The organism is Streptomonospora sp. PA3 (genome assembly GCF_009728995.1).
GTDB lineage: Bacteria > Actinomycetota > Actinomycetes > Streptosporangiales > Streptosporangiaceae > Streptomonospora.
The window spans coordinates 118,275-142,237 of record NZ_VTZW01000020.1 but is presented as its reverse complement, the minus strand read 5'-3'; the positions used below and the strand labels follow the sequence as shown (position 1 = coordinate 142,237).

Here is a 23,963-nt window from a genome sequence, read left to right as displayed (position 1 = left end):
GGCGGCGCCCCGTCCACGGGCACCGCTGACCGTACGGGGCTCAGGTTACGCGCAGGAGTGCCCGCCGGCGCGGTACGGACGGGCTGGGGCGAAGAACACCTGCTCAGCGGTTGTTATCGGGAAAGTGGGTAGGAAGGACGGAAGTACGGGTATGACGGTTTTCCGGCCGGTTTGGGCTGATCGTCCTTGCCGGTGCACAACCGCACTGTTCATCTCCGGGGAAGCCCGCCGACCGCGGGCGCCCCGACCGCCGCCTGCCCTGCTCCCCCCGCACGGCGGGCCGATCGCCCCCAGGAAAGGAGACACGTGAGCCTGACGCACGACGCGGCACTGTCCCCGTCCCCGTCCCCGACAAGCGGGCGTCGGTTTCGTGCCTACACGACCAAACACCTGGACGAGCTCACGGCTCGCGCCGGGCTGGGCGAGGCTGAACGCCTCGCGGTCCGAGCGGTCGCCACGGTGCTGCCGTTCCGGGTCAACAGCTACGTCGTCGACGAGCTGATCGACTGGGACGCCGCGCCGGACGATCCGATCTACCGGCTGGTCTTTCCGCAGGCGGACATGCTGCCCTCGGCCGATGTCGCGCGGATGGCCGACCTGCTGCGCCGGGAGGCGCCCAAGGGCGACATCAACCGGGCGGCCAACGAGATCCGTGGGCGGCTGAACCCCCACCCGGCCGGCCAGATGGAGCTCAACGTCCCCACCGCCGACGGCCAGGACCCCCTGGAGGGCATGCAGCACAAGTACCACGAGACGGTGCTGTTCTTTCCCAAGCAGGGCCAGACCTGCCACGCTTACTGCACCTACTGCTTCCGCTGGGCGCAGTTCGTGGGCGAGCCGGACCTGAAGTTCGCCTCCAGCGAGATCGACCACCTGGTCGCCTACCTGCACCGGCACCCCGAGGTCACCAGCGTGCTGCTGACCGGCGGCGACCCGATGATCATGGGCGAGGCGGTGCTGCGGCGCTACATCGAGCCGCTGCTGGGCGTGGAGACCCTGGAGTCCGTCCGCATCGGCACCAAGTCGCTGGCCTACTGGCCGCAGCGGTTCACCACCGACCCCGACGCCGACGACACCCTGCGCCTGTTCGAGCAGGTCGTCGCCGCCGGCAAGAACCTCGCGTTCATGGCGCACTTCTCCCACCCCAACGAGATGGCGCCCGACCTGGTGCAGCAGGCCGTGGCCCGCATCCGCGACACCGGGGCCGTCATCCGCACCCAGGCGCCGCTGATCCGCACGATCAACGACGACTCGGCCACCTGGGAGAGCATGTGGCGCACCCACGTCCGCCACGGCATGGTGCCCTACTACATGTTCGTCGAGCGCGACACCGGGCCGCAGGACTACTTCGCCGTCCCCCTGGCCGAGGCCTACGAGATCTTCCGCGACGCCTACGCCAACGTCTCGGGCCTGGCGCGCACCGTGCGCGGCCCCTCCATGTCGGCCACGCCCGGCAAGGTCTGCATCGACGGCGTCACCGAGGTCGCCGGCGAGAAGGTGTTCGTCTGCCACTTCATCCAGGCCCGCGACCCCGAGCTGGTCGGCCGGCCCTTCTTCGCCCGCTACGACGAGAAGGCGGTCTGGCTCAGCGACCTCGAACCCGCGCTCGGGGCCACCCGCTTCCCCTTCGAGCAGGCGGAGAGCACCGACTCCACCGTGCTGATCGGGACGGCCCACCCCTAGGCGCGCCGGGGTCGTTCGGAGGCGGCCGAGCGCACGGGCTCGGCCGTGCTCCGGCCCCCGCGGCGTTCGCGGGTGTCGCGCACCAGCAGCGCACACAGGAAGGTCGCCGCGAGCGCCGCCACCGGCAGCAGTCCGACGACGTGCGCGGTGTCGACGAACGCGTGCCGGAACACCTGGCCCGCCAGCCGCCCCATGTGGGCGGCGACCTCGTCGGAGACCCCCGGCGGCGGCTGCGGCCGCACCGCCGCGGCGCCGCCGACCTCCACGCCGCGCCGGGCGCCCGCGACCAGCCCGGACACGAACGGCTCACGCACCTCCGGCGGCAGCTCCCCGGCCCGCCGCTCGGCGCGATCGGCCAGCCGCGCGGCGAGCACCGCCTGCATCACCGCGGCCACGACCGCCGTCCCCAGCACCGACCCGAGTTGGCGCACGGTGTTGAGCACCCCCGAACCCGCGCCCGCCATGCTCGGCCGCACCCGGTACATGGCCAGCGTGTTCATCGGCCCGAACACCGAGCCGACGCCGAGCCCCATCACCAGCAGCGGTGGCAGGTAGGTGAGCCAATCGCCCTGGACGCCCAGCAGCCACACGAGCCAGCCGACCCCTCCGGCGAACAGCGCGCTGCCGCCGGCCAGGAAGTGCTTGCCGCCCAGGCGGTCGATCAGGCGGCCCACCACCGGCGCCGTCACCATCGACACCACCGACATCGGGGCCATGGTCAGCCCCGCCTCCAGGGCGCTCATCCCCGCCACCGACTGCAGGTGGATGGAGAACATCAGGAAGAACCCGAGCATGGCCACCGACACCAGCGCCGCGGCCAGGCTCATCAAGCCGAAGTTGCGGTCGGCGAACAGCACGAACGGGATCAGCGGATCCCGCGGCTGCCGGGCGCGCTGCTGCACCGCCAGCACGGCGAACAGCACTGCGGAGGCCGCGAGCAGCAGCGGAATGCTCAGCGGTCCGTAGATGCGCCCCCAGTCGAACCGCTCGCCCTCGATCAGGCCGAACGACAAGCACGTCAGCGCGGCCGTGGCCAGCAGCACGCCGGTCAGGTCCAGCCTGGCGCGCCCGCTCGCCGAGGGGTCGCGCGGGATCAGCGCCCAGGCCAGGGCGAGTGCCACGGCGCCCAGCGGCACGTTCACGAAGAAGATGAACCGCCAGTCGAACGCGCTCACCAGCAGCCCGCCCAGAGTGGGGCCGGCGATGGTGGCAAGGCCCGCGACCGAGCCCCACACGCCCAACGCCGCCCCGCGGCGGTCGGCGGGGAACACCCGCACGACCAGCGCCATGCTCTGCGGCATCAGGATCGCGGCGCCCACGCCTTGCAGCACGCGCGCGGCGATCAGCGTGTAGACCCCGACGGCCAGGCCGCACAGGGCGGAGGCGGCGGTGAACACCGCGACGCCGATGAGGAAGAGCCGCCGCTGCCCGAACAGGTCGCCCAGGCGCCCCGCGGTGATGATCAGCACGGCCAGCGCGAGGGTGTAGCCGTTGATCACCCACATGATCAGGTCCAGCGGCGCGCCCAGCTGCCGGGTCATGTCGGGGATGGCGATGTTGACGATGGTCAGGTCCAGCAGGGTCATGAAGAACCCGGTGCACAGCGCGAGCAGGATCGCCCACGGGTTGCCGCGGAGGCGGTTCACGATCCCGCCCGCACGTGGCGCGCAGCGCCTCCGTCAGGGGTGGCGGCGGCTAGCGGCGCGCTCCTGTGCCCGTCACCCGGCGCCGCCGCCGGCGAATCCCCGTCTCCGTGCGGTGTCCCTCGACCGTTGCGCGGCCGTCGGTCGGTGTGCATGGCAGCGATCCGCCCCCCGCCTAGCCTTGGGCACGTAGTGTTAACCATGGCCCACCCCCTCTACCCCTGCGGGCCGGTATCGCACTCGAGGAGTCCGATGGCTGAGTGGTTCGGCAGCACCGTCGTGGCGACGGGCCGGCTGCCGCTGTTCTGCTTCTTCGTCGCCTTCGTGGTCGGCTTCCTGCTGATCCGGATGAGCGTGCGGATGATCCGCGCAGGGGTCCGCTGGTGGCCGGGCAACCTGCGGCCGGGCGGTCTGCACATCCATCACGTGGTCTTCGGCGTGGGGCTGATGCTGGTCGGCGGAGTGGCGGCGCTGCTGATCCCCGACCGCCAGGGCGTACCGATCGCCGTGGCAGCGGGGCTGTTCGGCCTCGGGGCCGCGCTGGTCCTCGACGAGTTCGCGCTGATCCTGCACCTGCGCGACGTCTACTGGACCGAGCAGGGCCGGGCGTCGGTCGACGCGGTCTTCGTGGCCGTCGCCCTGACCGGACTCCTGCTGACGGGGTTCCGGCCCTTCGGGTGGGACTGGTTCCAGACCGCGGGACCCGGCGGCTGGCAGACGGGAGCCCAGGCGGGGCTGCTGGTGCTGGTGCTGGTGAACCTCGCGGGCTCGGTGGTCAGCCTGCTCAAGGGCAAGATCTGGACTGGCCTCGCCGGGGTGTTCCTGCCCGCAGTCTCGGTGGTGGCGGCCGTGCGGCTGGCGGTCCCCGGATCGCCGTGGGCGCGCTGGCGCTACCCCGCGGACTCGGCGAAACTCCGCGAGGCCCAGCGCCGCGACCTGCGGATCCGGCGCCCGCTGATCAAGGCGAAGATCCGCGTCCAGGAGCTCATCGCCGGGCGCCACGACCTCGAGCCGCCCGCCGACCCGGCCGCCGTCGGAGTGGCGGAGGATCCGGCTGTGCTGACCCGGGCGAGTTGACTCCGGCGGCCGCGGCCCGCCGCAGCCCGCCGCGGGCCGGCTCGTGGCGGCACGTTCCCGTGCTCCCGCCTCGCGCCCGTACTCCGCCCGGAATCCCGCCCGGGCTCCAGGCGTCCCTGGCAGCCCCGAAGGCGCCGCCGGCACGGCGGCCGGCGGCAGCCGCACGAGCGGCGGGAACACCAGGCCGGTGAAGGTTAGCGGCCGCCCCGTTAGAGTGGCCGGACGATGGCTTCTTCGCGTGAGAACGCCGCCCGGATCCATCACCGCGGGCTGGTGATCGGCGTCGACATCGGCGGCAGCAAGATCGCCGCCGGCGTGGTGACGCCCGGCGGCAGGATCCTGGCGCGCTGCCGCGCCGAGACGCCCGACCGCAGCAAGAGCCCGAAGGTCGTCGAGGACACCATCTGCGATGTCGTCGCCGAGCTGCGGCGCGACTACCCGGTGCGGGCCGTCGGCGTGGGCGCGGCGGGCTTCGTCGACGAGCAGCGCGCAACGGTGCTGTTCGCGCCTCACCTGTCCTGGCGCGAGGAGCCGCTCCGCGAGGCGCTGCGCACCCGGTTGCAGCTGCCGGTCGTGGTCGAGAACGACGCCAACGCGGCCGCGTGGGCCGAGGCCCGCGTGGGCGCCGGCCGCGACTGCGCGGACACGGTGGTGGTCAACCTGGGCACCGGGATCGGCGGCGCGGTCGTCATCGGCGGGGAGCTCTACCGGGGCCGCCACGGCATGGCCGGGGAGTTCGGCCACATGACGGTGGTCTCCGGCGGGCTGCGCTGCGAGTGCGGCAACCGCGGCTGCTGGGAGCAGTACGCCAGCGGCAACGCGGTCACCCGCGAGGCGCGGGAGCTGGCCGCGGCCGACTCGCCGGTGGCGCGGGGCCTGCTCAACGCCGTGGCGGGCACGCCGTCGCTGATCACCGGGGCGCTGGTGAGCGAGCTGGCGCGCGCGGGGGACCTGGCGTGTACGGAGCTGCTGGAGGAGGCGGGCGGCTGGCTGGGCCTGGGGCTGGCCAACCTCGCCGCGGCCTTCGACCCGGAGCTGTTCGTCGTCGGCGGCGGAGTCTCCCAGAGCGGCGAGCTGCTGCTGGCCCCAGCGCGTCGGGCGTTCCGGCGCTCCCTGACCGGCCGCGGCTACCGGCCAGAGCCGGGGATCGTGGCGGCCGAGCTGGGCAACGAGGCCGGCCTGATCGGCGCGGCCGACCTGGCGCGCGACGCGCTGCCCCGCTGGCGCCAGGGCCGCCGCCAGAGCCGCATCGGCGGCCCGATCCGCATCCGCGGCCGCTCGCGCTAGCGGGTCGCCGGCAATCCTTCCGGGCCGCCTGCTCGTGCGGCGGCACCGCATGGCCGGTGCGGCTTCGCGGCCGCGGCACCGGGGCGCGGGCACCGCCTGACCGGCGGCGGGAACCCGTGCGCCGAAAAACCGAACCTCGTTCTAGTCGGCGTCCTCCGTGGTCTGTAGAGTGCCGCACATGGAGCTGAATGGAGTTGCCGCCCTGGTTTCCGGCGGCGCAAGCGGGCTGGGTGAAGCCACGGTCAAGGAACTGGTGTCCGCGGGGGCGGCCGTCGTCATCGCCGACCTGAACGCCGAGCGCGGCGAGGCGCTGGCCAAGGAGGTCGGCGGCACGTTCGTCACCACCGACGTCTCCGACGAGGAGCAGGTGCAGGCGGCCGTGCGCGCCGCCGTGGACACCGGCCGTCCGCTGCGGGCGGCGGTGTCGTGCGCGGGCATCGGCTGGGCCACCCGCACCGTCAACAAGGAGGGCGTCCCCCACGACCTGGCCAGCTACAAGAAGGTCATCGACGTCAACCTGATCGGGACGTTCAACGTGCTGCGGCTCGCGGCGGCGGCGATGTCGGCCACCGAGCCGGCCAACGAGGACGGAGAGCGCGGCGTCGTCGTCAACACCGCCTCCGTCGCCGGGATCGAGGGCCAGATCGGCCAGATCGCCTACTCGTCCTCCAAGGGCGGGATCATCGGCATGACGGTTCCGGCGGCCCGCGACCTGGCCGCGGCCGGCATCCGGGTGAACACGATCGCGCCGGGCATCCTGGACACCCCCATCTACGGCCAGGGGCCCGAGTCCGAGGAGTTCAAGCAGCGCCTGGCCGCGCCGGTGCCGTTCCCCAAGCGCCTGGGCACCCCCGCCGAGTTCGGGCGGCTGGCCCGCGCCCTGGTGGAGAACGGCTACATCAACGCCGAGGTCGTCCGGCTCGACGGCGGCCTGCGGATGCCCCCGAAGTAGTGCCTCACGGCGGGCCGGGCGGCGCGGGCGCGCTCGCCGGGTCCGCCCACCGACCCGAGTAAGGAGCGCGATGAGCGACGAGGTGAGCTTCACCGCCGAGGACGGCGTCGCCGTCATCACCATCAACCGCCCGCAGGCCAAGAACGCCGTCAACGCCGCGGTGGCCCGGGGCATCGCCGAGGCGCTGGACGAGCTGGACTCCCGCAAGGACCTCGTCGTGGGTGTCCTCACCGGCGCCGGGCAGACCTTCTGCTCGGGCATGGACCTCAAGGCGTTCATGCAGGGCGAGGTCCCCACGGTCGAGGGGCGCGGGTTCGCCGGGTTCGCCCAGCGGCCGCCGCGCAAGCCGCTTATCGCCGCCGTGGAGGGCTACGCGCTGGCCGGCGGGTTCGAGGCGGTGCTCGCCTGCGACCTGGTGGTCGCCGCCGAGGACGCCAAGTTCGGCATCCCCGAGGTCCAGCGGGGCCTGGTGGCGGGCGGCGGCGGACTGCTGCGCCTGCAGCACCGCATCCCCCGCAACATCGCCATGGAGTTCGCGCTGACCGGCGACTTCGTCGAGGCGCCGCGCATGGCCGAGCTGGGCCTGGTCAACAGCGTCACCGCGTCGGGCGGCGCGCTGGAGGGGGCCCGCGAGCTGGCGGCGCGCATCGCGGCCAACGCTCCGCTGTCGGTCGCGGTCTCCAAGCAGGTCATCACCGAGTCCGACGACTGGCCGAGCACCGAGATGTGGGAGCGCCAGGACGCCATCACCGGGCCGGTCTTCGTCAGCCACGACGCCATGGAGGGCGCGGCGGCCTTCGCCGAGAAGCGCGCGCCGCAGTGGAAGGGCGAATAGCCCCGCCTTCCGGGCGGCAGCGCGGCGGGCGCCGGACTCCCCGGCCGCCCGCCGCGCGCTCGTGCGGTGGTACGCGGGCCGCGGCCGGGGGCGGTCCGCGGCGAGGCGGCGCTTACTCCGGCGGCAGCGGGACGCGCAGTGCGCGCAGCAGGGTGGCCAGGAACTCGTAGTAGCCGACCAGGGTGATCAGCTCCACCGCGCCCGCCTCGCTGAAGTGCTCCCGAACCGCCGCGTGGCAGGCGTCGGAGGCGTCGCGGTCGCGCAGCAGCGAGCGGCTGAACTCCAGGGCGGCGCGGTCGGCCGGGCCGAACGTGTCCGGTGTCGCGTGGCCGCCCAGCGCCGCGATCTCGGATTCGCTCAACCCGGCCGCCCGCGCCAGCGGCCGGTGTGCCGACCATTCGAAGGCGCTGGCGCGGGCGGTGGCCACGGTGAGGATGACGATCTCGCGGATCCGCGGCGGCAGCGAGGTGTGTGCGCCCACCGCCGCGCTGAGCTGCTGCAGGGACGCGCCGACACCGGGCGCGGCCAGCATCGCGTTGAACGGGCCGTGCAGCCGGCCCTGCTCGTCGAAGAGCTCGAAGGGCGGCTCGGTGCCGTACTTGGCCACTACGCCGTCGTAGATCGCCCGCTGTTCGGGGGTGAGCTCGTCGGGGGAGTACCAGTGGATCCGGCCGTGGCGCATCCGACGATTATGCCGCGCGGGGCCCGGCGCCCCTCCCCGTCGGCCCCCGCGCGTCGGGGAGGGCGGGGCGCCGGGTGCGGCCGGCCGCTCAGATGCGCTGCCAGGCGCGGGTGAGCACGTCGCGCAGCACGGACTCGATCTCGTCGAAGTGCTCGGGTCCGCAGATCAGCGGCGGGGAGAGCTGGACGACGGGGTCGCCGCGGTCGTCGGCGCGGCAGATCAGCCCGGCCTCGAACAGGGCGGGGGACAGAAAGCCCTTGAGCAGCCGGGTGGCCTCCTCGTCGGTGAAGGTCTCCCGGGTTTGCTTGTCCTTGACGAGTTCGATGCCGTAGAAGTAGCCGTCGCCGCGGACGTCGCCGACGATGGGCAGGTCGTGCAGGCGCTCCAGCGCCGAGCGGAACACCGGCGCGTTGCGGCGCACGTTCTCCAGCAGCTTCTCGTCCTCGAAGAGGTCGAGGTTGGCCAGGGCGGCCGCGGCGGCGACGGGGTGGCCGCCGAAGGTGATGCCGTGGGCGAACATGCTGCCGGGCTCCCGGAAGGGCTCCACCAGCCGGTTGCGCGCGATCACCCCGCCCATGGGGACATAGCCCGAGGTCACGCCCTTGGCGAAGGTGATCATGTCGGGCACGTAGTCGAAGCGCTCGGCGCCGAAGTACTCGCCGAGCCGGCCGAAGGCGCAGATGACCTCGTCGGAGACCATCAGGACGCCGTGGCGGTCGCAGATCTCGCGGACCCGCTGCAGGTAGCCGGGCGGCGGCGGGAGGCAGCCGCCGGAGTTCTGCACCGGCTCGACGTAGACGGCGGCCACGGTCTCGGGGTCGTTCTGCACGATGGCGTGCTCGATCTGGTCGGCGGCCCAGGCGCCGAAGGCCTCGGGATCGTCGCCGTGCACGGGTGCGCGGTAGATGTTGGTGTTGGGCACCTGGACGGTGCTGGGCACCAGCGGCTCGAAAGGCGTCTTCAGGGCCTGCACGCCGGTGATGGACAGCGCGCCCAGGCTGGTGCCGTGGTAGGCGACCTCGCGGCTGATCACCTTGTGCCGGGTGGGCTGCCCGACGGCCTTGAAGTACTGCCGGGCCAGCTTCCAGGCGCTCTCGACGGCTTCGGATCCGCTGGTGGTGAAGAAGACGCGGTCCAGGTCACCGGGTGCCAGCTCGGCCAGCCGCTCGGCCAGGCGCACGGCCGCGGGGTGGGCGTAGGTCCAGATCGGGAAGTAGGCCAGCTCGCGCGCCTGGGCCGCGATCGCCTCGGCGATCTCCGCGCGGCCGTGGCCGGCCTGGGAGACGAACAGCCCGGAGAGCCCGTCCAGCAGGCGCCGCCCCCGGGAGTCGTAGACGTAGGCGCCTTCGCCGCGGGTGATGACGGGGATCTCAGCGTCGGTGTAGGCCGCCATCTCGGTGAAGTGCATCCACAGGTGGTCCTGGGCCGCCTGCTGGAGCGCGCTGGAGGTGTCGTACTGGCGGGCTGTCACTTGGTTCCCCCTGAACGGGTCGTGATTCGCGGGGACCGTTTGGTCGACCCAGTGAAATAGTCGCAGGCTTAACTACTCTGTCAAGTATCCGCTGAGAAGCATGATCTTTACAACGGAATCCCTTGTCGCTGCCCATGGGGTCTGCCATCGTACGGAAGAGGCACCAGCCGTGCGTCAGTCATTCGACCCGGAGGAACCCCCCGTGCAAGAGCAGTCGAGCCGCCCCAAGCGGTTGCGCAACTTCATCAACGGCGAGTACGTCGACGCCGCGGACGGGCGTACCAGCGACCTGATCGACCCGGCGACCGGCGAGGTGTTCGCGCAGGCGGCGCTCTCCGGCCAGGCCGACGTCGACGCGGCTTTCAGCGCCGCACAGGCCGCCTTCGACGGCGGATGGCGCGACAGCACCCCCGCCGAGCGGCAGATCGCCCTCAACCGCTTCGCCGACGCGGTCGAGGAGCGCGCCGACGAACTGGTCGCCGCCGAGGTCGCCAACTGCGGCAAACCCGTGCAGCTCACCAGGGACGAGGAGCTCTGGCAGGTCACCGACGCGCTGCGCTTCTTCGCCGGCGCGGCCCGCAACCTGGAAGGCAAGGCGGCCGGCGAGTACATGGCCGACCACACCTCCTGGATCCGCCGCGAGCCCATCGGCCCCGTCGGCCAGATCACGCCGTGGAACTACCCCATGGCGATGGCCTCCTGGAAGATCGGCCCCGCGCTGGCGGCCGGCAACACCGTCGTCCTCAAGCCCTCCGACACCACCCCGGTCTCCACGCTGCTGCTGGCCGAGATCGCCGCCGAGTTCCTGCCGCCCGGCGTGTTCAACGTCGTCACCGGCGACCGCGACACCGGGCGCGCCCTGGTCGACCACCCCGTGCCGCGGCTGATCTCGCTGACCGGGTCCACCCGCGCCGGGCTGGAGGTCGCCCGGGAGGGCTCCAAGGACCTCAAGCGCCTGCACCTCGAGCTGGGCGGCAAGGCGCCGGTCATCGTCTTCGACGACGCCGACGTGGAGAAGGCCGCCGAGGGCATCGCCGAGGCCGGCTACTTCAACGCCGGCCAGGACTGCACGGCCGCCACGCGCGTCATCGCCGGCCCCGGGGTGCACGACGACCTCGCGGCGGCGCTGGCCGAGCACGCCGCCAAGACAAAAACGGGCTCCCCCGACGACACCGACGCCGCCTACGGCCCGCTGAACAACGCCGCGCAGCTGGAGCGCGTCACCGGGTTCGTCGAGCGCGCGCCCGAGCACGCACGGGTCATGGCGGGCGGGCGGCGCGTCGGCGCCCAGGGCTACTTCTACGCGCCCACCGTGGTCTCCGACCTGCGCCAGGGTGACGAGATGGTCACCGACGAGATCTTCGGCCCGGTGATCACCGTGCAGCGCTTCAGCGACGAGGACACCGCGGTGCAGTGGGCCAACTCCGTCCGCTATGGTCTGGCGTCAAGCGTGTGGACCCGCGACCACGGCCGCGCGCTGCGGGTCTCGCGCCGCCTGGACTTCGGGTGCGTGTGGATCAACACCCACATCCCGCTCATCGCCGAAATGCCGCACGGCGGATTCAAGCACTCCGGCTACGGCAAGGACCTCTCCCTCTACAGCCTGGAGGACTACACCCGGATCAAGCACGTCATGAGCTACATCGGCCGTGACTAGCACACCCGTGAGGAGCCGCCCCATGGCCACCGCCACCGAGGAGTCGCGCGCCCGCCAGGGTGCCGGCGCCCCCTCAGGCGCCGCCGCCATCAGCCTGGAGCAGATCGTCAAGACCTACCGCTCCGGCGGCGAGGACGTGCAGGCCGTGCGCGGCGTGGACCTGCGCATCGAGCAGGGCGAGTTCTTCTCCCTGCTCGGCCCGTCGGGCTGCGGCAAGACCACGACGATGCGCATGGTCGCGGGCTTCGAGGACCCCACGTCGGGGACGGTGCGCCTGCACGGCGACGACGTCACCGGGATTCCGCCCCACCGGCGCGACGTGAACATGGTCTTCCAGAGCTACGCCCTGTTCCCGCACATGACGGTCTTCGACAACGTCGCCTTCGGGCTGCGGCGCAAGGGCGAGGCGGCGGGCGAGATCCGGCGCAAGGTCGCCGAGTCCCTGGAGCTGGTGGAGCTGAGCGGGCGCGAGCGCACCAAGCCCGGCAGGCTCTCCGGCGGCCAGCAGCAGCGGGTGGCCCTGGCGCGCGCCCTGGTCAACCGGCCCAGCGCCCTGCTGCTGGACGAACCGCTGGGCGCCCTCGACCTCAAGCTGCGCCAGGCCATGCAGATCGAGCTCAAGCGCATCCAGCGCGACGTCGGCATCACCTTCGTCTACGTCACCCACGACCAGGGCGAAGCGCTGACCATGTCCGACCGCATCGCGGTGATGAACGGCGGCCGCGTCGAGCAGCTGGGCACGCCCGCCGAGATCTACGAGCGCCCGGCCACCCGGTTCACGGCGGGGTTCATCGGCACGTCCAACCTGCTGAGCGGGACCGTCGACGGACACCGCGGCGGCTTCGCGGAGATCGGGATCGACGGGGCCGGCGAGATCCTCGCCGAGTGCGACTCCCCGGCCGGCTCACGGGTCGACCTGACCGTGCGCCCGGAGAAGATCGCACTGGATACCGCCGAGCCCTCCGCCGACCGGGCGCGGCTGCCCGGTGTGGTCGCCGAGGTGGTCTACCTGGGCTCGACGACCCACTACACCGTCCGGCTGGGCGACGGCACCGAGATCGTCGTCTTCCGGCAGAACTCCTCCGACGCCGCGAGCGCCGCCGACCGCGGCGACACCGTCTGGGTGTCGTGGCGTCCCGAGCACGCCTACGCCCTGCCGGGTACCTAGGAGCGGGAGCGGCGCCGCTCCGGGACCCGGTGCGGCGACCGCGCCCCGCACGGCTCACCACCACCCGCGGCATCCGATCCCTGCCGGTGACGCTGCCGCCGCACCCCCCGTCCCGACCCCCCACAGCAGGAAGAAGCCAACCGCCGTGACCCGACGCCTCACTCCCGCGCAAGCCGCATTCGCGCGCGGGCTCACCCAGCCACGACTCAGCCGACGCTCCATGCTCGGGCTCTCCACGATGACCGCCGCCGGCCTCGCCCTCTCCGCGTGCGGAGTCGAGGGCCAGGGCGGCGAGTCCGCGACCGCGGAGGGCTTCTGGGACGGCAAGGAGAGCAACGGCCGACTCACCTTCGCCAACTGGCCGCTGTACATGGACCCCGACAAGCCCGAACTCAAGGCCTTCACCGAGGAGACGGGCATCAAGGTCGACTACGACGAGGCCATCCAGGACAACCCGTCCTTCTTCGGCAAGATCCAGCCCATGCTCGCCCAGTCCGAGCCCATCGGCTACGACCTGATGGTGCTGACCAACGGCATCGAGCTGAACAAGCTCATGGAGCTCAACTACCTGGCGCCGCTGGACCACGCCAAGCTGCCCAACTTCGCCGAGCACGCGGCCGACATCTACAAGAACACCAGCTACGACCCCGGAAACCGGTACACGATCCCCTACGCCTCGGGCATCACCGGCATCGCCTACAACCCCGAGTACGTCGACCGCGAGATCACCAGCATCAAGGACCTGTGGGACACCGCGTTCAAGGACAAGGTCGGCATGTTCGCCGACCCGCAGGAGCTGGCCAACTTCGGGCTGTTCTACAACGGGGTCAAGCCTGCCGACTCCACCGAGCGCGACTGGATCGACGCCGCCGACGCCCTGCAGGAGCAGCGCGACAAGGGCCTGGTGCGGCGCTACTACTCCCAGGACTACATCCAGCCGCTGAGCAACGGCGACATCTGGATGTCCATGGCCTGGTCCGGCGACATCTTCCAGCAGAACGCCGAGCAGGGGACCAACCTCCAGTTCGTCGTCCCCGAAGAGGGCGCCACGCTGTGGAGCGACAACATGATGATCCCGTTCACCGCGAAGAACCCCGTGGACGCGCTGATGCTGATGGACTTCTTCTACGACCCGGAGATCGCCGCCGGTCTGACCGAGTACATCAACTACATCACCCCGGTTCCGAAGTCGCGCGAGGTGCTGCGCGACAAGGCGGCCAAGGCCTCCGGCGAGGACAAGGAGTGGCTGGAGCGCGTCATCGACAGCCCTCTGGTCTACCCCACTGACGAGGACTACGAGAAGCTGCACAACTACGTGCCGATCACCAGCAACAACGAGGAGAAGTTCGCCCCGCTGTTCCTCTCCGTCTCCCAGTCCTGACCATGGCGGCGACACAAGCGGGCAAGCGCGGGCGCACCGGCCGGTTCGCGCCCTACGCCCTGGTCCTTCCCGGATGGGTGTGGCTGGCGCTGTTCTTCGTGGCACCGATCGCCAGCGTGGTGTCGATGTCGCTGATGACCGGCAGCCTGGGCGCGGGGTACTCGTTCACCTTCGAAGTGGGCAACTACACCCGCGCCCTGGGCCTCTACTGGGAGCAGATCCTGCGGTCGCTGCTCTACGGCGGACTGGCCACGCTGCTGTGCATCGCCATCGGCTACCCGGTGGCCTACTGGATCGCGTTCAAGGGCGGGGCCTACAAGACCACCTACCTGCTGCTGGTGCTGCTGCCGTTCTTCGTGTCCTTCGTGCTGAGGACGATCTCGTGGGGGTTCATCCTCTCCGACAACGGCGTCATCCTCGGCGCGCTCAAGGGCCTGGGTGTGCTGCCCGCCGACTTCGGGGTGCTCAACTCGGCCACGGCGGTCGTCTTCGGGCTCGCCTACAACTTCCTGCCGTTCATGGTGCTGCCGATCTACGCGGTGCTGGAGCGCATGGACCACCGCGTGGTGGAGGCGGCCCACGACCTCTACGCCGGCCGCGTGCAGGCGTTCGTTCGCGTGGTGCTGCCCATGTCGCTGCCGGGCGTGTTCGCCGGCGTGATCATGGTGTTCATCCCGACCAGCGCCGACTACGTCACCGCGACGGTGCTCGGCGGCACCGGCAACACCATGATCGGCAAGGTGATCCAGACGCAGTACCTGGTCAACAACGCCTATCCGCTGGCCGCCGCGATCACCTTCGTGCTCATGGCGGTGCTGCTGATCGGGATCTTCAGCTACGCCAAGGCGCTGGGGACCGAACAGGTGATGGAGGTGCAGGCCCGATGACGACCGCGACCGAGACCGGCCGCACCCCGGGCGGTGCGGCGGCCGAGCGCTCCGCGCGGCGCCGGGGCGGCGAGCGGCGCCGGCCGGACTGGGGCAAGTACTTCACCTGGGCGGTGCTGTGCTGGCTCTTCGCGCCCATCGTGTTCATGGTCGTGTTCAGCTTCAACGACATCAAGGGGCGGCACAACGTCACCTGGGAGGGCTTCACCCTCCGCTGGTACTCCGACGCCTTCGCCTACCCCGACCTCAACGTCGCGCTGCTGAACACCATCACCATCGCGGTGCTGACCATGCTCATCGCCGGGTTCCTGGGGACCCTGCTGGGCCTGGCGCTGGGGCGCTACCGGTTCTTCGGCCAGTCGGCCACCAACCTGGTGATGTTCTCGGCGATCTCGGCGCCGGAGGTCGTGCTGGGCGCCTCGCTGCTCTCGATGTTTCTGACCATGAACATCGCCGTGGGCTACTGGACGATCCTCATCGCCCACGTGATGTTCTCGGTGTCGTTCGTTGCCATCACCGTGCGGGCGCGGGTGCTGACCATGGACCCGAGCGTCGAGGAGGCGGCGCGCGACCTGGGAGCCACGCCACTGGCCACGTTCCGCCTGGTCACGCTGCCGCTGCTGGTGCCGGCGATCACCTCGGGCGGGCTGATCGCCTTCGCGCTGTCGGTCGACGACTACATCATCACCTCGTTCGTCTCCGGCAGCACCCAGACGTTCCCGCTGTGGATCTGGGGTGCCACCCGTGTGGGGATCCCGCCGCAGGTCAACGTGATGGGAACGCTGATCTTCGGCATCGGCGTCCTGCTGGCCGCGGGCAACATGGTCCTGGCGCGCCGGCGCAGCCGCTGACCCGCCCGGCGGGGCCGCCGCGCGCCGTCCCCGCCGGGCGGGCCCCGCCCCCGGGCGCCCCTGCGCGGCCGCCCCCGCACGAGCATCCCCGTCCGCTACGAACGGAAGTTGGTCACCGTGTCCGCGTCCGCTCCCGGCCGCCCGCACCCGGCCGCACCGGCCTCCCGGGCGCTGGCCGGTGCCCGCCCCCGCACCTTCTGGCTCGACCCCGACGTGGTCGGCCACGACGTCCCCGAGGCCGCCCCCGCGCTGGAGGGAGCCGAGCGCGCCGAGCTCGCCGTCGTCGGCGGCGGGTTCAGCGGGCTGTGGAGCGCACTCATCGCCAAGGAGCGCGACCCCGGGCGCGACGTCGTCCTGCTGGAGGCGCGCACCGCCGGCTGGGCGGCCTCCGGCCGCAACGGGGGATTCTGCGCCGCCAGCCTCACCCACGGCCACGGCAACGGCGCCGAGCGCTGGCCCGAGGAGATCGCCGAACTGGAGCGGCTGGGCCGACAGAACCTCGACGCCATCGAGGACACCCTCCGCCGCCACGGGATCGACTGCGAGTTCGAGCGCACCGGCGAGCTGGCGGTGGCCACCGAGCCCTGGCAGGTCGACGACCTGGCCGACACCGCGGCCGCGCTGCGCGGGCTGGGCCAGCGCGTGCGCACCCTCACCGGGGCGCAGACGCGCGCCCTGGTCGACTCGCCCACCTACCTGGGCGGGCTGCTCGACCCCGACGGCGTGGCCATGGTGCACCCGGCCAAGCTGGTGTGGGGGCTGCGCGAGGCCTGCCTGCGGCTGGGCGTGCGCATCTACGAGAACAGCCCCGTGCGCGGCATCCGCCGCGAGCACGGCGGGCTGCGGCTCCAGCTGCGCACCGGATCGGTGCTGGCCGAACGCGTGGCCTGGGGCAGCGGCGCCTTCCCCGGCCCGCTGCGCCGCATCCGGCACTACGTCGCGCCCGTCTACGACTATGCCCTGGTCACCGAACCGCTGACCGCCGAGCAGCTGGCCTCGATCGGCTGGCAGGGCCGCCAGGGTCTCAGCGACTCCGGCAACCGGTTCCACTACTACCGGCTCACCGCCGACAACCGCGTCCTGTGGGGCGGCTACGACGTCGTCTACCACTACGGCGGCCGGGTGCGCCCCGCCTACGACCAGAACCCCGAGACCTTCCACCGCCTCGCCGGCAACTTCTTCGCGACCTTCCCGCAGCTGGAAGGGCTCTCCTTCACCCACAGCTGGGGCGGGGTTATCGACACCTCCAGCCGCTTCTGCGCGTTCTTCGGCACCGCGTTCGGCGGCCGGCTGGCCTACGCCGCCGGCTACACCGGCCTGGGCGTGGGCGCCACCCGCTTCGGCGCCCAGGTGATGCTCGACCGCCTCGACGGCGCCGACACCGAACGCACCCGGCTCAAGCTGGTCCGCAGCCGCCCCGTCCCCTTCCCGCCCGAGCCGCTGCGCTACGCCGGAATCGAACTCACCAAACGCTCCCTCGCCGCCGCCGACCGCAACGGCGGCCGCCGCAACCTCTGGCTGCGCACCCTGGACGCCGTGGGCATGGGCATCGACAGCTGATCGTTCGGACCGGAAACCGGGTCCGGCGAGGTATGACACCTGTCATGGGCGGGGCCGGGCGGATCTCACGGGCGGGCGGTGACATCGGGGTCTGGGGGCGCTGCGGGGCCGGGCGGGAGAATCGGGGGTATGAGCACAGCAGAACCGCCGGCGGCCGAGCCCGGCGAGCACGCGATCAGTGTCCGGGGCCTGCGGCAGAGCTACGGCGACTTCGAGGCGGTCAAGGGCATCTCCTTCGAGGTGGCCAAGGGAGAGTTGTTCGCGCTGCTGGGCACCAACGGCGCGGGCAAGACCACCACCGTCGAGACCCTTGAGGGGTTCCGCCGGCCCACCGCGGGCACCGTGCGCGTCCTGGGCAGCGACCCCTACGGCCGCCCCCGCGAGCTGCGCGAGCGTGTCGACGCCGTGCTGCAGCACAGCGGGCTCTTCCCGGAGCTGACCGTCGCCGAGAGCATCGACCTCTCCCGCGACCTGGCCGCCGACCCGATGGACCGCGGCGCGGTGCTGGAGCTGACCGGCCTCGCAGACAAGGCCGGTGTCCAGGTCCGCCACCTCTCCGGCGGGCAGAAGCGCCGCCTCGATTTGGGACTGGCGGTGCTCTCCCAGCCCGAGGTGCTGTTCCTGGACGAGCCCACCACCGGCATGGACCCCGAGGCCCGGCGCGCCACCTGGAGTGCCGTCGCCGAACTCGTCGAGCGTGGGATGGCCGTCCTGCTCACCACGCACCACCTGGAGGAGGCCGAGTTCCTCGCCGACCGGCTGGCCATCATGCACCGCGGCGAGACCCGGATCGAGGGAACCCTGCGCGAGGTGGTCGTCGAATGGGGCGACCGCATCGCCTTCCGGCTGCCCGCCGACGTGCGCTTCGCCGACCTGCCCGAGCTGCCCGGCTCCACCGCCGCGGTCGAGATGCGCGGCGGCGAGGCCTGGGTGAACTACACCGTCGGCGGCGACGACGCCGACGGGCGCGCCTACCGGGCGATGGGGCCGCTGCTGGACTGGGCGCGGCAGCGCGGCACGGCCCTGGAGCGCCTGGAGCTGCGCAGCGCATCGCTGGAGGACGTCTTCCTCAGCGTCGCCGAGGGAGCGGCCGAGGTCGTCTCCGGCCGCCCGGACGCCGGATGAGCCGCCGGGCGGCCCGCCGGGCGCGCAGCCGCCGGCGACCGCCCGCCACCGCCCCTCACGGAGGCGCTGTGCGCCCCCTTTCCACTCGCCGCCATTCGCAGAGGAACCGACGATGAGCCCCACCACCGAGCAGGCCGCCGAACGGCGGGACGGGATCGGGCAGGCCCCGCCGCGCAGCCCTGTCAGTACCGTCCGCCAGGCGCTGCGGCTGACCCGCACCGAGTTCACGCTGATCCACCGGTACCGCACCGCGCTGTTCTTCGTGCTGTTCCCGCTGTTCTTCGTCGGCATCGCGGTGATCTCCCAGGGGGAGTCGCCGGTCCCCGGCGTCGACCTGGCGGAGCTGTCGCTCGCCGGCACCCCGGCCGTCATCGCGATGATGATCGGCGTCATGCACGTCTCCAACATCTACGCGGCCCGCCGCGAACAGCTGATCCTCAAGCGCTTCCGCGCCAGCGGGGTCGCTCCCGCCGCCCTGTTCGGGGCGACCACGCTGTCGGTGGTGGCGGTGGTCGCGGTGCTGACGGCCGTGGTCGCCGCGGTACTGGCCGCCGGGTTCGACCGGCTGCCGGCCGACCCGGTCATGGTCGCGGCCACCGTCCTGGTGACGACCGTGACCATGGCCCTGCTGGGCGCCGCCTCCACGCGGTTCGCGCGCAACGCCGAGAGCGCCCAGATGATCAGCATGCTCCCCTTCCTGGTGCTCTACCTCTCCAGCGGCCTGATGCTCCCCTTGGAGGTGCTGCCCGAGGGCCTGGCGACCGCAGCGCGGCTGCTGCCGATGGCCCCCGCGGTGGAGTTGCTGCGCGCGGGCTACCTCGGCCTCGACGTCTTCGGCGGAGTCCCGGGGGCGGATCCGGCCTCCGGCATCGAGCTGTGGACGGCGGCGCTGCCGTCCGCGGCGGTGGTCCTGGTCTGGGCGGCGCTCGCGGTCCTCTCGCTGCGCTATTTCCGCTGGGATCCCCGCCAGCCCAAGTGAGCGCCGCGCAGACTCCGCAGGCGGGCGGACGGGCGCGCACCCGCCTGCGGAAAGCGCGGCGGCCGGCCGGCCACCCGGCCGTCCGCCGCGCACCGCCGTCCGCGCGCCGCACGACGCTTAGTGTGTTCGGGTCGGAGGGAGGGCGGCGCGTCGAAGCGCACCGCAGGCCCTTCCAGGCCGGCACGCGGAGACCGGCACGGCAGGCGAAGGGGGTGGGCGCGTGACCGGAGACGGCACCGCCGCGCTGGGCGACACGGACCGGATGCGGCGCAGGATCGACCTCGCGCGGCGCATCGTGCTGCTGATGTCGCTGTGCACTCCGCTGTTCTGCGTGCTCAGCGCGTTGATGGCGGTGGTGGCGGGCATCGATATGCAGACCTCCGAGCTGGCCTCTTTCGCCAGCCGGGCGCCCGGGGCGCTGAGCGGCGTGCTCGCGGCCGCCGGCGTGGCGTGCTCGGTGCTGCTGGCCTACCTTTCGATGCGGGTCATCCGCACCCGCATCGACCGGCCGGATACCGGGCTCCGCCGCGACGTCGTGCTCTCCTACCTGGCGCTGCTGGCCATGGTCGGGCTGCTCGGCCCCAACCCGTTCGCGCTGGGCGCGACGCAGTTCTGGGCCGCCAGCGTCGCCGTCACGGGCCGGCGCCGGCACAAGGCGGGCTATGCCGCGCTGATGATCGCGGCCGGCCTGCCGCCCTTGCTGCTGGCGACGCGGGACGCGCCCACTCCCGTGCAGGTCTTCCTCGCCTGCTGGCTGGCGGGCGTCCAGCTGATCGTCTGGCTCGTCATGCTGGCCAGCAACGCCGCCGTCATCCTGCTCTGGGACGTCGTGACCGAGGCGCACGCCGCCCGCGAGGCCCAGGCGCGCCTGGCGGTCTCCGAGGAGCGGCTGCGCTTCTCCCGCGACATGCACGACCTGCTCGGCCACAGCCTCTCCGCGCTGGCGGTCAAGAGCGAGCTGGCCGCCCGGCTGGCCGCGAAGGACCCCGAGGGCGCCGCTCGGGAGATGAGCGCCGTGCAGCACCTGGCCCGCGACGCGCTGCGCGAGGTGCGCGCGGCCGTCACCGGCTACCGCGACGTCGATCTGGCCGCCGAGACCGCCGGCGTCCAGGCCGTCCTCACCGCCGCGGGGGTGCGCTGCACGGTCTCCGGCGCCGACGTCGACGTCCCCGCCGAGCAGCGCGCCATCGCGTCCTGGGTGGTGCGCGAGGGCACCACCAACGTGCTGCGGCACAGCTCGGCCCGGCGCTGCTCGGTCGCCCTGCGGCGGGACGGCGCCACGCTGGTCACCGAGGTCTTCAACGACGGGGCCCAGCGGTCCGGCGAGGCCGCCGCGTCCTTCGGCAACGGGCTGAGCGGGCTCTCCGAGCGGGTCGCCGCCGCCGGGGGAGCGCTCACCGCCGGCCCCACCGCCGGCCAGGACGGCTTCCTGCTGCGGGCGGTGCTGCCGCTGCCGGAGGGGCCCGTACGCGAGGGGGAGCACGAGCCGGCCGGCCTGCCGGGCAGAGAGGACGTGACCGCGTGATCCGAGTCGTTCTCGCCGACGACGAGCACCTGGTCCGCGGCGCGATCGCGGCGCTGCTCGGGCTGGAGCCGGACCTGGAGGTGGCCGCCCAGGTCGGGCGGGGCGACGAGGTGGTGCCGGCGGTCACGCGGGAGAACGCCGACATCGCCGTCCTCGACATCGAGATGCCCGGCAAGGGCGGGCTGGACGTCGCCGCCGACCTGCAGCGCGAGGCTTCCGGGTGCGGCGTGCTGATGCTGACGAGCTTCGGCAGGCCCGGCTATCTGCGCCGGGCCCTGGCCGCCGGCGCGCGCGGCTTCCTGGCCAAGGACGCCCCGGTCGACGAGCTCGCCGGCGCGATCCGCAAGGTGCACGGCGGCGGCCGCTACATCGACACCGAGCTCGCCGCCGCGGCCATGGCGTCGGGAGAGAACCCGCTGACCGCCAGGGAGACCGAGGTGCTGCGCGCGGCTTCGGAGGGAAGGCCGGTGGGCGCCATCGCCCGGGCGCTGCACCTGAGCGAGGGCACCGTGCGCAACTACCTCTCCAGCGCCATCACCAAGACCGGCGCCGGCAACCGCCTGGCGGCCATCCGCACCGCCCAGGAGATGGGCTGGCTCTAAAGGCCGGTTCTGCGGAGGGCGCGCGACCGCGAACCGCGCCCCTTCACAGGAACCGCAGCACCAGCATCGCCGTGTCGTCGGTGTGCCCGCCGGGGGCGAACTCCTCCAGGTCGCGGTCGATGCGCACGATCACGGCCTGGGCCGTCAGCCCCGAGCAGTTGGCGAAGATCTTCATCAGTCCTTCGTCGCCGAGCATCTCCGTGCCGTTGCGGCGCTCGGTCACGCCGTCGGTGACCGCCAGCAGCACGTCGCCGGAGCCGATCTCCAGTGTCTCGGTGAAGAAGTCCACGTCCTCGAACGCGCCCAGCAGCGGCTGCGAGGTGCCCATGGAGTCGACCTCGCCCTTCTGGTTGAGCCGCAGCGGCAGCGGGTGGCCCGCCGAGACCAGGCGCAACCGCATGCCCTGCCCCGGCGCGCCCAGCGGCGTCAGCTCGCCGTAGAGCATCGTCAGGAACCGGGTGCTGGTGTTCTCGTCGAGGATGGCCTTGTTCAGCCGGTCCATGATGTGGGCCGGGGAGAACCCCTCGCGGGCCAGCGCACGCAGGGTGTGCCGGGCCAGGCCGGTGACGGCGGCGGCCGCGGGGCCGGTGCCGCACACGTCGCCGATCGCGAAGCACCACCGGCCGTCGGTGGCGAAGACGTCGTAGAAGTCGCCGCCCACCACCGTGCGCTCGTCGGCCGAGCGGTAGAACACCGCGTGGTCGACGCCGGGGATGGCCGGCTCCTTCTCCTTGGCCGGCAGCAGGCTGCGCTGCAGCGCCTCGCTCATCGAGGTCTGGCCCGCATACAGCCGCGCGTTCTCCATGGCCGAGGACACCCGGCGGGCGAGGTCGTCGACCACGTCGACGTCGTCGCGGGTGAAGTCGGCGTCGGCGTCCTTGCCCAGCGTCAGGCGGCCGAGCGTCTGGCCGTGGGCCACCAGCGGCACGCTTATCGCCGGTCCCTCGGCCAGCTCCATCAGCAGTTCGTCGACCAGCCCGGCCGCCGAGAGCATCTCGCGGCTCCACAGCGGGCGGGGTTCGCGCTGGACGGGCGGCGGCAGCTCGGTCAGCAGCGTGCGCAGCACGTCGTTGTAGTTCTCGTTGCGGTGGATGGTGTGCATCAGCCGCGTGGAACCCAGTTCGCTGGTGGAGTGCACCGCGCACCAGCTGCCCAGCCGCGAGGCCACCAGCTGGGCGGCCAGCGCCGCGGTCATCTGCTCGTCGAGCGTTCCGGTGAGCAGGTCGCTGGCCTCGGCCAGGAAGCTCAGACTCGCGCGCCGGGCCAGCTCGACCTCGGCCAGCCGCGCCCGCTCGATGGGCAGCGCGATGCGGTCGGCCCCGTCCTGCAGGCGCTTGGCGGCGGTGTCGCCGAAGTGCCGGATGCGCCGCGAGGCCACGCCGATCAGGCCGGTGATGCGGCCGTCGACGATCAGCGGCGCCGTCACCAGGGAGCGCATCCCGGCCTGGGCCAGCTTGCCGCGGTGGGCCCGCGCGATCATCAGGTCGTCGTTGATGATCGCCCCGGGCGCCGGTGCCACGGAGGGGAAGGTCTCCTCGGTGCGGCTGCGGAAGGGCCGCCAGGGCTCGTCGGTCAGCCCCGTGGCGGCGCGCAGGTCCCACTCGGTCTCGTCGGTGGTGGCCAGCGCGATGTAGGCGGCGTCGCCGCCCAGCGCCGAGCGCGCGTACTCCACGATGCGGTCGAGTAGTTCGGGCATCGGCAGCCGCGCGGACAGGGCCGCGTCCAGCGCGGCCCAGGGGTTGGGCCGGCTGGGGCGCCGCCGGGTCGGGCGCACCGGCGCCGGCGGCTCCAGCGCGCCCCCGGAGGCGTCCGGGCTCTCGGCGGTCTCGTCCTGGATGCGGAACCAGACGGCCTTGTCGTCCTTGCTGTAGCTGACGCCCCAGCTGGTGGCGATCGCCGCGGCCAGCGCCAGGCCCAGCCCGCCGCTGCGGCCGGGGTCTGCGGCGGGGGAGGTGTCCACCGAGAGCGAACCCGCCTGGGGGACGGCGCGCTCGGGGACCCGGTCGGCGACGACCACCTCGACCGCCTCGGGCAGGCGGCGCACAACCAGCTCCAGCACGCTCTCGGCGTGCACCACCGCGTTGGTGACCAGCTCACTGACGAGCAGGACGATGTCGTCGGCGGACTGGTCGGCGCCCCATTCGCTGAGGGTGTCGCGCACGAAGCCGCGGGCCTCGCCCGCGGTGCCGGGGGTGGGCGAGAACTCGCGCCGGGCGACCTTCATCGTCTCATCTGGCATCGTGAAGCCGTACGGTTGGGAAGTCGAGGGAGGCGGCCCGCGAAGACGCGACCACCGCGGTGCCGGCCCCCCGGCCGTTCGGCCGGCGACCGCCCGCGGTGTCCGCAGGAGCCCCCTGGAGCGGGCACAGTGGGAAGAGCAACCAAGTCATGATCTCAGAACGTTCGTCTAGTGAGCGGTCGGGCCGCATAACCTGGAGCATCGCGGTCCATCTCGGCTGACGTCTGGTACGGCCATCGTCCATCACGGTACGGTGCGTCGATGACCACGGGCGACGATCCTGCCACCTGGGATCACGCCCCGACCAGGCGGCCCCGGTCCCCCACCGGCCGAGATGCCCGTAGTGAGCAGTATGAGGA

Annotated in this window: 19 protein-coding genes; 15 read left to right on the top strand and 4 right to left on the bottom strand. The window is 72.5% G+C overall.

The annotated features are described in order from the left end of the window. Positions 1-306: 306 nt before the first annotated feature. Positions 307-1,683 carry a lysine 2,3-aminomutase gene (locus tag FZ103_RS22985; RefSeq protein ID WP_186356736.1) on the top strand — a complete coding sequence of 459 codons (1,377 nt, stop codon included), beginning with the start codon at positions 307-309 and terminating at the stop codon, positions 1,681-1,683. Here FZ103_RS22985 and FZ103_RS22980 read toward each other — a convergent pair. Further along, positions 1,680-3,329: a DHA2 family efflux MFS transporter permease subunit gene (locus FZ103_RS22980; RefSeq protein WP_186356735.1), complete on the bottom strand. Its 1,650-nt coding sequence runs from the start codon at positions 3,327-3,329 to the stop codon at positions 1,680-1,682. The two genes, FZ103_RS22985 and FZ103_RS22980, sit on opposite strands and share 4 nt — an antisense overlap. 249 nt (positions 3,330-3,578) lie before the next feature. Between FZ103_RS22980 and FZ103_RS22975 the strand changes: the two genes are divergently transcribed. From FZ103_RS22975 to FZ103_RS22960, 4 genes are all read left to right on the top strand, one after another. Beyond that, positions 3,579-4,403, top strand: coding sequence for a hypothetical protein (locus FZ103_RS22975; RefSeq protein WP_156004092.1), 825 nt, complete (start codon positions 3,579-3,581; stop codon positions 4,401-4,403). 225 nt (positions 4,404-4,628) lie between these two features. After that, positions 4,629-5,690: an ROK family glucokinase gene (locus tag FZ103_RS22970; protein ID WP_156004090.1), complete on the top strand. Its 1,062-nt coding sequence runs from the start codon at positions 4,629-4,631 to the stop codon at positions 5,688-5,690. Between the two features lie 178 nt (positions 5,691-5,868). Beyond that, positions 5,869-6,642, top strand: a complete 774-nt coding sequence (locus tag FZ103_RS22965) for an SDR family NAD(P)-dependent oxidoreductase (RefSeq protein ID WP_156004088.1) — start codon at positions 5,869-5,871, stop codon at positions 6,640-6,642. 70 nt (positions 6,643-6,712) lie between these two features. Continuing rightward, a complete protein-coding gene (locus FZ103_RS22960; RefSeq protein ID WP_156004086.1) occupies positions 6,713-7,477 on the top strand; it encodes a crotonase/enoyl-CoA hydratase family protein in 765 nt (254 codons plus the stop codon). Between the two features lie 112 nt (positions 7,478-7,589). Here the strand turns inward: FZ103_RS22960 and FZ103_RS22955 are convergent, their stop codons facing one another. Both FZ103_RS22955 and FZ103_RS22950 read right to left on the bottom strand, forming a co-directional pair. After that, on the bottom strand, positions 7,590-8,159 hold the full coding sequence (locus tag FZ103_RS22955) for a carboxymuconolactone decarboxylase family protein (protein WP_156004084.1): 570 nt from the start codon (positions 8,157-8,159) through the stop codon (positions 7,590-7,592). An 88-nt stretch (positions 8,160-8,247) separates the two neighbouring features. Further along, positions 8,248-9,630, bottom strand: coding sequence for an aspartate aminotransferase family protein (locus FZ103_RS22950; protein ID WP_186356734.1), 1,383 nt, complete (start codon positions 9,628-9,630; stop codon positions 8,248-8,250). 202 nt (positions 9,631-9,832) lie between these two features. Here FZ103_RS22950 and FZ103_RS22945 point away from each other — a divergent pair, with 202 nt between their 5' ends. The 10 genes from FZ103_RS22945 (at position 9,833) to FZ103_RS22900 (ending at position 21,365) form a co-directional block, all read left to right on the top strand. Next, on the top strand, positions 9,833-11,287 hold the full coding sequence (locus tag FZ103_RS22945; RefSeq protein WP_343233665.1) for a gamma-aminobutyraldehyde dehydrogenase: 1,455 nt from the start codon (positions 9,833-9,835) through the stop codon (positions 11,285-11,287). Positions 11,288-11,309: 22 nt separating this feature from the next. Further along, entirely contained in the window at positions 11,310-12,455 is a 1,146-nt protein-coding gene (locus FZ103_RS22940) for an ABC transporter ATP-binding protein (RefSeq protein WP_156004078.1), read from the top strand. 220 nt (positions 12,456-12,675) lie between these two features. After that, positions 12,676-13,836 (top strand): PotD/PotF family extracellular solute-binding protein, encoded by a 1,161-nt coding sequence (locus tag FZ103_RS22935; RefSeq protein ID WP_156004189.1) that lies wholly within the window; start codon positions 12,676-12,678, stop codon positions 13,834-13,836. A gap of 2 nt (positions 13,837-13,838) precedes the next feature. Further along, positions 13,839-14,723, top strand: a complete 885-nt coding sequence (locus tag FZ103_RS22930; RefSeq protein ID WP_156004076.1) for an ABC transporter permease — start codon at positions 13,839-13,841, stop codon at positions 14,721-14,723. Further along, positions 14,720-15,574, top strand: a complete 855-nt coding sequence (locus FZ103_RS22925) for an ABC transporter permease (RefSeq protein WP_156004074.1) — start codon at positions 14,720-14,722, stop codon at positions 15,572-15,574. The genes FZ103_RS22930 and FZ103_RS22925 overlap by 4 nt, the downstream gene beginning before the upstream one ends. 117 nt (positions 15,575-15,691) lie before the next feature. Then, a complete protein-coding gene (locus tag FZ103_RS22920) occupies positions 15,692-17,134 on the top strand; it encodes an FAD-dependent oxidoreductase (protein WP_186356733.1) in 1,443 nt (480 codons plus the stop codon). 129 nt (positions 17,135-17,263) lie between these two features. Further along, positions 17,264-18,259, top strand: coding sequence for an ABC transporter ATP-binding protein (locus FZ103_RS22915; RefSeq protein WP_156004070.1), 996 nt, complete (start codon positions 17,264-17,266; stop codon positions 18,257-18,259). A gap of 112 nt (positions 18,260-18,371) precedes the next feature. Then, the gene (locus FZ103_RS22910) at positions 18,372-19,238 is read left to right on the top strand and encodes an ABC transporter permease (RefSeq protein ID WP_156004068.1); all 867 of its coding nucleotides are present in this window, start codon (positions 18,372-18,374) and stop codon (positions 19,236-19,238) included. Between the two features lie 220 nt (positions 19,239-19,458). Further along, entirely contained in the window at positions 19,459-20,763 is a 1,305-nt protein-coding gene (locus FZ103_RS26115; RefSeq protein ID WP_156004066.1) for a histidine kinase, read from the top strand. Continuing rightward, positions 20,760-21,365 carry a response regulator transcription factor gene (locus tag FZ103_RS22900; protein WP_186356732.1) on the top strand — a complete coding sequence of 202 codons (606 nt, stop codon included), beginning with the start codon at positions 20,760-20,762 and terminating at the stop codon, positions 21,363-21,365. The genes FZ103_RS26115 and FZ103_RS22900 overlap by 4 nt, the downstream gene beginning before the upstream one ends. A gap of 43 nt (positions 21,366-21,408) precedes the next feature. On the opposite strand, the gene FZ103_RS22895 is transcribed toward FZ103_RS22900, so the two are convergent. Then, positions 21,409-23,589, bottom strand: a complete 2,181-nt coding sequence (locus tag FZ103_RS22895) for a SpoIIE family protein phosphatase (RefSeq protein WP_156004185.1) — start codon at positions 23,587-23,589, stop codon at positions 21,409-21,411. Positions 23,590-23,963 lie beyond the last annotated feature (374 nt).